The organism is Streptomyces sp. NPDC054786 (assembly GCF_053611685.1).
Genome location: NZ_JBSHAW010000004.1, coordinates 146265 through 153368, shown reverse-complemented (window position 1 = coordinate 153368; position 7104 = coordinate 146265). Strand labels below are relative to the sequence as shown.

Here is a 7104-nt window from a genome sequence, read left to right as displayed (position 1 = left end):
AACAAGAACAAGTCAACCCATGATGGGAGAGCGTGACATGGACGAGAACGCCCGCTACCAGGTGCTGCGCAACGACGAGGACCAGTACTCGCTGTGGCTGGCCGACCTGGAGGTCCCCGACGGATGGCACGCCGTGGGCAAGGAGGGCACACAGGACGAGTGCTCCGCCTACGTCGACGAGGTCTGGACCGACATGCGGCCCCGCAGCCTGCGCGAGCGCATGGACCGCGCCGGCTCCTGACCGGACCCGCCCCGCAGGCCCACGGCTGACCGCCACGCCTGCCCCTCCCGCACCACCCTCCGTGCGGGCCGCGACCACCGGCCACCGGCCGGCGCGGCCCGCACGGGGCGCCCAACTGCCTTACCACCAAACCCGGTTCCCCCCACCGCCTTGAAGGATGCCGCGCCGCGGACGAGCGGTCCGACGCGCGCAAGGCGAGCGCACACGGGCGCAGGGTAGACGAACCCGGAGGGCGCGCTTGCCCCGTCGCGCGTCCGACAGCACGACAGCACGACAGTGCGTGGGCCACACCCCACGCCCCGGCCGCCTCGCCGGCCGAACCTCTCCCTCCCCCCTCGTGTCAGCGACGAACCATGGTCGCCATGCCGCTGGAGAGCCGGAGATCCGCCGCCGCTGCCCGAAGCCCTCTTCCGGCCTCGGGACCGCCGCTCCCTTCCCTGAGGCCGGTGGCCGGTGCCCCTCGTACGACCCGCATACGACAACCGGTGTAAATGACGGAGTACGCCGTAATTACCTGTCATATCGGTTTTGGTGCCAGGTAGTGACGATAGGCGATTATTACGCTATACCAGTGACATGCACCGCACAGGCCGGATGCCTGAGTGCGGAGTTCAGGACTTTTACGGGGTGAGGGAACTGCGGATCGCGGGGGATTTTCTCAGTGGCCGGTCCATGACCTGGCGCCGTTGTGCGGGGCCGGACGGCCTGGCACCGCTCCGTTCCCTCGGCGGGCCGCCGCGTTCGACGGCCTGACCGGTAAGTCCGGCCTCATGGGCCGGAGTTCCACCGAGTTCACGTGAGATCACGCTCGCCTGTGCCTGCCCCGGAAGCCTCCGCGGGTCCACCTCGGGACCGCGCACACCCGGAAGCCGGCCCTCCTGCTCGGGACCGGCGCGGCCATTCACCCCACCGACATCACTTGGCGTTCACGATGAGAAGGGACCCTCGAATGACCCCGATCCTGCGCACCGACAGACTGATCCTGTCGCCCTACCGGCCCGAGGACGAGGATGTCTTCGTGGCTCTGCTCGGTGACGAAGAGGTCTGCCGCTGGATGGGCCAAGAGCGGTCGCCCGAAGAAGAGATCCGGGGCGTATTCAAAGCGATTCTGAATGAGATCTACACCAAAAACCTCTTCGATGTGTGGGCGGTGTGGGCCGAGGGCGTCTACGTGGGCCACGCGGAGATCAAGAAGACGGGCAACGTCGACGGCTACGAGATGGTCGCCGCACTGGTCAAGGACAGCCGGGGGAGGGGCGTGGGCAACGAGTTGGTACGTGGTCTGCTGCACTACGCCGCTCACACACTGAAGCTCAACGAGGTCTACGGAATGGTGGGCGCGGAAAATGCCGCCAGTCTGGCGCTGGGCAAAAAGCTGGGATTCGCACACGTCCGTGACGTCGTCGCGGACGACGGCACGGTAACGAAGATGCTGGTCATGTCAACCGGCAACACAGTGGAGACGGGCACCGACCCCGCCACCGTCGCAGCGCGCTGAGCGGGCCACTGCCGCGCGGCTGGTCTGCACACGGTGAACGGGGTCGCGAGGTTCCACGAGTACCTCGGTGGCGATCGCCGCGAAGCCCGGCTGCCGGTCCGCTCGTGGTGTCAGAGGCGGCGCCCGAAGAGTTCCAGCAGGTTGCGCCAATGACGCGCGTCCGCCTCGGAGTTGTACGCGGCGGTGTCGGCCTGGGTGTAGCCGTGGTGGGCGCCTTCGTACAGCTCGCTGCGGTAGCGGACGCCCGCGGTGTCCAGGGCCTGCTCAAGGCTCTTGATCTGCTCGGCGGACATCGAACGATCCTGGTCGGCATGGCCGAAGTACAGCTCCGCCGTGATGCGGTCGGCGAGCAGGTGCGGGCTGTCCAGGCTGCCGGCGTGAAAGGAGGCCGCGGCGCCGATACGGTCGGGATGGGCCGCGGCGGTGCGGATCGCGAGGATGCCGCCCATGCAGTAGCCGGTCGTGCCTACGGGGCCGTCAGTGACCAGAGGCGACGCGGCCAGCCAGTCGAGATAGGCGCCGGCATCCCGCATCGCCAGGTCGGGGGTGAGGGCCCGCATGATCGGGAAGAGCTGCTCGAAGATCTCCGGCCGCAGGGAGGGGTCGATGAAGTCGGGCAGCTCCACCACCGGGGCGCGCCCGGAGCGGTAGAGGACATTGGGCACCAGCACCGTGTAGCCGTGCCCGGCCAAGCGCCTGGCCATCTCCTCCAACGAAGGCCGCAGTCCGAAGGCGTCCATGTACAGCAGCACACCGGGGTGCGGCTCGCCGTCGTCGGGGTGGGCGAGATAGGCGTCGGCGATGCCGTCCGGGGTGGGGATGTCCACGGGGGTACCGTGCACGTTCGTCATGTCCGCACCTTTCATCGGGTTCCGGGGCGGCGCATGTGGGGCGGGCCACCCGTCCGCCGGTCAGCACGCCGACGGCTTCCCCCACAGTAGTCAGCGGCGCGAAGAGAGGCGTCCGTCAAGGCGACCTCACCGCACGCTCCGGCGAGACGCTCGTAGGCCGGGAGGGGGGTCGGCTTTCGCGTCGGCCCTGCCGTGGTCGATCTGTCAGGAGCCCACCACGGACGCCCCGTAAGACTGTGCATGCCCGTACAAGTCCCTTGCGTTTCACCTGTGTTGGAATCCAGGCATGGCCACTACCTCTCCCGGGTCCCAGCCCGTTTCCCGGAACGAGCCCTTGAGCCGGCCGCGCGCCGAGGTCGAGCGGTTACGTGACGAAGCGACGCGACAGAAGGACCTCGCTCACCGCAGGGCCGAATTCTGGGCCAAGGTCGATATCGCTCTGGGCTTTCCCGCGGCCCTCCTCGCCGGCATATCCGGAGCCGCGGGGCTGGCGTCGGCGGACGCCCGCGTTCCTGCGGCGCTGGTGGCTCTGCTCGCCGCGGGGTTCGCGGCGGGGGCGGGCTTCCTCCGGAGTGACAGCAGGCGGCTGGGCAACAAACGCGCCCGGCAGGCATGGGCGTTCGTGGAGGCCAGAGCCCGAATGAAGCTGGCGAAGGACCGAGTGGACCCCGAGGATCTCGGCGAGGTACTGGAGAGCCGCCAAGCCGCGCTGGCGGCCTACGAGGGGGAAGACCCCCAGCCCGCCCCGACACCGGTGATTCCGGGCTGATCCCACGAAGCCCTGCGCGAACCGGTACGCACCAGAGCTCAGCCCGGCCCTCGTGCCGCGATGCGCCGGTGGCCTCGCACGCGACCCATGACCCACGGGACCGGTTCCAGTGCCGCGCCGGGCAACGTTCGCCCTGTCAACGACACTTGCACAGACGTGGGTGAGCCCTCCGTGGTACCTTCTGCGTCGCTGTACGCCGCTGCGAACCGAGGAGGTGAGACCGATCAACGCTGTGACAGGTCGGGGCTCCCTCTCTCACATGGCTTAGGGAGTGCCCGCAGAAGGCATCCCGAAAGGCATGAAACGCTATGCGCTTCAGCTCTGAGACGTCGGTCGACGGCGTCTGCGAACAGCTCTTCACCCTCGGCGAGATTCCCGGCGTCCTGTGGACGCCGGCAGGTGCCGCCGGTACTAGGCCCCTCATCCTGATGGGACACGGCGGCGGCCGGCACAAGAAGGCTCCCGACATGGTGGCCCGCGCGCGCCGCTTCGTGGCCGAGTGCGGTTTCGCGGTGGCGGCGGTGGACGTGCCTGGCCATGGCGACCGACCGGTGGATGAGGAGTACAACAGGATCGCGACCGAGAACCAGGCTCGCGTGGCTGCCGGGGAGGAGCTGGCTCCGTTGGTCGCCGGTTTCCAGGCACTCGTGGCGCGCCAGACCGTCCCGGAATGGCAGGCGGTTCTGGACGGGGTCCAGGGTCTCGACTACGTCGGCGCTGGTCCGGTGGGCTATTGGGGGGTGTCGTTGGGGTGCGGACTCGGCGTTCCGTTCGTTGCCGACGAACCCCGGGTCCGTGCGGCGGTGCTGGGGTTGGGCGGGGCGTTGGCATCAGCGGAGTCCGCCGCGCGGATCACGGTCCCGGTGGAGTTCCTGGTGCAGTGGGACGATGAGCGGGTGCCGCGGGCCCACGGCTTGGCGCTGTTCGACGCCTTGGCCTCAGCCGAGAAGACCCTGCATGCCAACCCTGGCAAGCACGGGGAGATCCCGGCATGCGAACTGGACAGCACGCTACGGTTCTTCACCCGGCACTTCGGCTGACAGTTACGCCTGCAGTCCGCGACGCGCCGATCGGGATCCTCCGATCGGCGCGTTCAGCGAAGACTGGCGGCGTGGCCGACGGAGTCCGGGTTCGGGAGCACTAGGAGTCCCATGGCTGTGGCAGGGCAACGGCATCCCGCTCGGCCAGCTTCTTGAGGGTCAGGAGCTGCTTGCGCATCATGACGAGGTCGCCCCAGGCGAGCAGCCTGCGGCGCAGTCTGTCGGGGAGTGAGCCCCTGACCTCGGCAACGACCTTCACCACCAGGCGGGAGCCGTCTTCGCGCGGGCTCAGGGCGTAGCTCACCGCCATCCGTCCGTGCCGCTCGGCGAGCCGGGCCGGGAGCACGCCGGTGATGTGCGTGTCCGCCTCGAAGTCCGCGATCTCGAACACGAGGAACGGCTGCCCCAGGGCCAGTTCGGGTAGCCCCGGGACCAGCCTGCGCGGACTCTTGTGCCCGCGGAAGTCGATCCAGTCGTAGCTGTACGGCGCGATGGTCAACTGCCGTAGCCAGCGGAAGAGGAGACCGGGCGGCGCCGCCACGTCCACGGCCCGGAGCCACCCCTCGGCAGCCGCCTCCACCAAAGGATCACAGGGATAGGGCACTTCCTGCTCCGCACGGGTGGCGCCCCAGACTTTCCCGGTCACATCCATGCCGCGACCCTACGTGAACGCTCTCGCCGGCACCGCACCGCCGGTCACCTGTGCCCGGACCCGTCAACGGGCACGGTGCGGTCTTCTCGGCCAAAATTAAGTCAGTTGCTTGACTTGGTCCGGCGGGACGGGTTGCCTGAGCGTTCGGAGACGGCGGAGCGGAGGAGACGGTGAGGGAGCGGAGCGAGGGGCAGGAGCAACAGGCGCTGAGCTACCCGATTTCCGGCGCGACGGCCTTGGAGCCGCCGGCGGAGTGGGCGCGGCTGCGCCGGCAGTGCTCGGTGGCGACGGTGACACTGCCCAGCGGCGACAGCGCGTCGCTGCTGACGCGGTACGACGACGTCAAACAGGTACTGTCCGATCCCCGCTTCACCCGGCTGCTGAACGCCGACGACGCGGCCCGGATCTCGTCCGGCGACTCCGGGGGTGTGTTCAGCGACTCGCTGGCGACGGCCCTTCCCCAGGCGGGCGAAGAACATCAGCGATGGCGTCGGGCAGTGGTCAAGCGGTTCACCGCCAGGCGCATGGCCGCCCTCCGGCCCGGGATCGAAGCGATGGCCGAGCAGCTCATCGACGACATGCTCGGGCGCGGACATCCCGCGGACCTCAAGGCTGCGCTGGCCTTCCCGCTGCCCGTGTGGGTGATCTGCGACCTGCTGGGTGTCCCGGACTCGGACCGGGACTCCTTCGCGTACTGGTCCGACACCATGCTCAACCTGACCCGCTACCCGCACGAAGAAGTCGCCGCGGCGCAGGCCGAGTTCGCGGCCTACATGAGCGGCCACGTCGCCGCGAAGCGAGCCCGGCCCAGCGATGATCTGCTCAGTTCTCTGCTGGACCCGGGTGATGCCCAGGGCGGTGGGTTGTCCGATCGGGAGGTGGTGGCCACCGGGCAGGCACTGCTCGTTGCCGGGCACGAGACGACAGCCAACATGATCGGCAAAATGGTGGCGATGCTGCTGGCCGACCGGCGGCGCTGGGAGCAACTGGTGCAGGACCGGTCACTGGTACGTCCGGCGGTGGAGGAGGCGCTGCGCTTCGACGCCAACCCGGGATTCGGTATGCCGCACTATATCGGCGAAGAGGCCGCGGTGGCGGGGACCGTCCTGCCGCGCGGAACCACCGTGGTGTGCAGCATGGCTGCGGCCAACCGGGACGAGAAGGCGTTCGGCGGTGCCGAGGACATGGTGCTCGGCCGCAGTCCGAACGCGCATCTGGCGTTCGGTGCCGGGGCTCATTCCTGCCTGGGCCAAGCGCTGGCCCGCACCGAACTGCAGGCCGTTCTGGAGGTGCTGCTGCGACGGCTTCCCACACTGGAACTCGCCGTCGCGGCGGAAGAACTGCGGCGGCTGGAGGGACTGGTCGTCGGCGGATTGCGGGAAGTCCCGGTCAGGTGGTGAACATGGCAGGCAGGTCGGTGCGGGCCGAGCAGGTCGGTGAGACGAAGGAGCGGATCTTGTGTGCCGCGGAGCGGCTGTTCGCCGAGCGCGGTGTCTACGCGGTGTCCAACCGCCAGGTCAGCGAAGCGGCGGAGCAGGGCAACAACGCCGCGGTCGGCTACCACTTCGGCACCAAAGCCGACTTGGTGCGGGCGATCACCCGGAAACACACCGAGCGGATCGAGCAGACGCGCGTGCGGATGCTGGCCGGGACCCGCGACTCGGCGGACATCGGAGACTGGGTGGCCTGTCTGGTGCGGCCCACCACCGAACACCTGGCATCGGTGGGCAGCCCCTCCTGGTTCGCCCGGTTCTGTGCCCAGGTGATGACCGACCCGGCGCTGCAGGACATCGTGGCCGAGGAGTCGCTCACCTCCCCGGCGCTGCGGCAGACGCTGGAAGGCCTGAACCGGTGCCTGCCCGAGCTGCCGGCCGACGTCCATATCGAGCGGGGTGCGATGGCCCGCCAGCTGATCGTGCACACCTGCGCCGAGCGTGAACGCGCCCTTGCCGAGAACACCTCCACCCCACGCTCCAGCTGGCACGACGCCGCCACGGGCTTGATCGACGCCATCGTCGGACTGTGGCGGGCGCCGGTCACACCTTGCAGGTGA

8 protein-coding genes are annotated in these 7104 nt (G+C 69.1%); 6 read left to right on the top strand and 2 right to left on the bottom strand.

What is annotated here, in order from left to right; genetic code table 11:
- The first annotated feature begins 37 nt into the window (after positions 1-37).
- A complete protein-coding gene (locus ACWGI6_RS05495; RefSeq protein WP_393904547.1) occupies positions 38-241 on the top strand; it encodes an MbtH family protein in 204 nt (67 codons plus the stop codon).
- Positions 242-1190: 949 nt separating this feature from the next.
- Entirely contained in the window at positions 1191-1739 is a 549-nt protein-coding gene (locus ACWGI6_RS05490; RefSeq protein ID WP_453266258.1) for a GNAT family N-acetyltransferase, read from the top strand.
- A 110-nt stretch (positions 1740-1849) separates the two neighbouring features.
- Here ACWGI6_RS05490 and ACWGI6_RS05485 read toward each other — a convergent pair whose 3' ends face one another.
- The gene (locus ACWGI6_RS05485; RefSeq protein ID WP_453266257.1) at positions 1850-2590 is read right to left on the bottom strand and encodes a dienelactone hydrolase family protein; all 741 of its coding nucleotides are present in this window, start codon (positions 2588-2590) and stop codon (positions 1850-1852) included.
- A 286-nt stretch (positions 2591-2876) separates the two neighbouring features.
- Between ACWGI6_RS05485 and ACWGI6_RS05480 the strand changes: the two genes are divergently transcribed.
- Together ACWGI6_RS05480 and ACWGI6_RS05475 are read left to right on the top strand one after the other, a co-directional pair.
- On the top strand, positions 2877-3359 hold the full coding sequence (locus ACWGI6_RS05480; protein ID WP_393904550.1) for a hypothetical protein: 483 nt from the start codon (positions 2877-2879) through the stop codon (positions 3357-3359).
- Positions 3360-3667: 308 nt separating this feature from the next.
- Positions 3668-4399, top strand: a complete 732-nt coding sequence (locus ACWGI6_RS05475; protein ID WP_453266256.1) for a dienelactone hydrolase family protein — start codon at positions 3668-3670, stop codon at positions 4397-4399.
- Positions 4400-4499: 100 nt separating this feature from the next.
- Here ACWGI6_RS05475 and ACWGI6_RS05470 read toward each other — a convergent pair whose 3' ends face one another.
- On the bottom strand, positions 4500-5051 hold the full coding sequence (locus ACWGI6_RS05470) for a hypothetical protein (protein ID WP_453266255.1): 552 nt from the start codon (positions 5049-5051) through the stop codon (positions 4500-4502).
- Positions 5052-5221: 170 nt separating this feature from the next.
- Between ACWGI6_RS05470 and ACWGI6_RS05465 the strand changes: the two genes are divergently transcribed.
- Both ACWGI6_RS05465 and ACWGI6_RS05460 read left to right on the top strand, forming a co-directional pair.
- The gene (locus ACWGI6_RS05465; RefSeq protein WP_453266254.1) at positions 5222-6451 is read left to right on the top strand and encodes a cytochrome P450; all 1230 of its coding nucleotides are present in this window, start codon (positions 5222-5224) and stop codon (positions 6449-6451) included.
- A 2-nt stretch (positions 6452-6453) separates the two neighbouring features.
- Positions 6454-7104 carry a TetR/AcrR family transcriptional regulator gene (locus ACWGI6_RS05460; protein WP_453266253.1) on the top strand — a complete coding sequence of 217 codons (651 nt, stop codon included), beginning with the start codon at positions 6454-6456 and terminating at the stop codon, positions 7102-7104.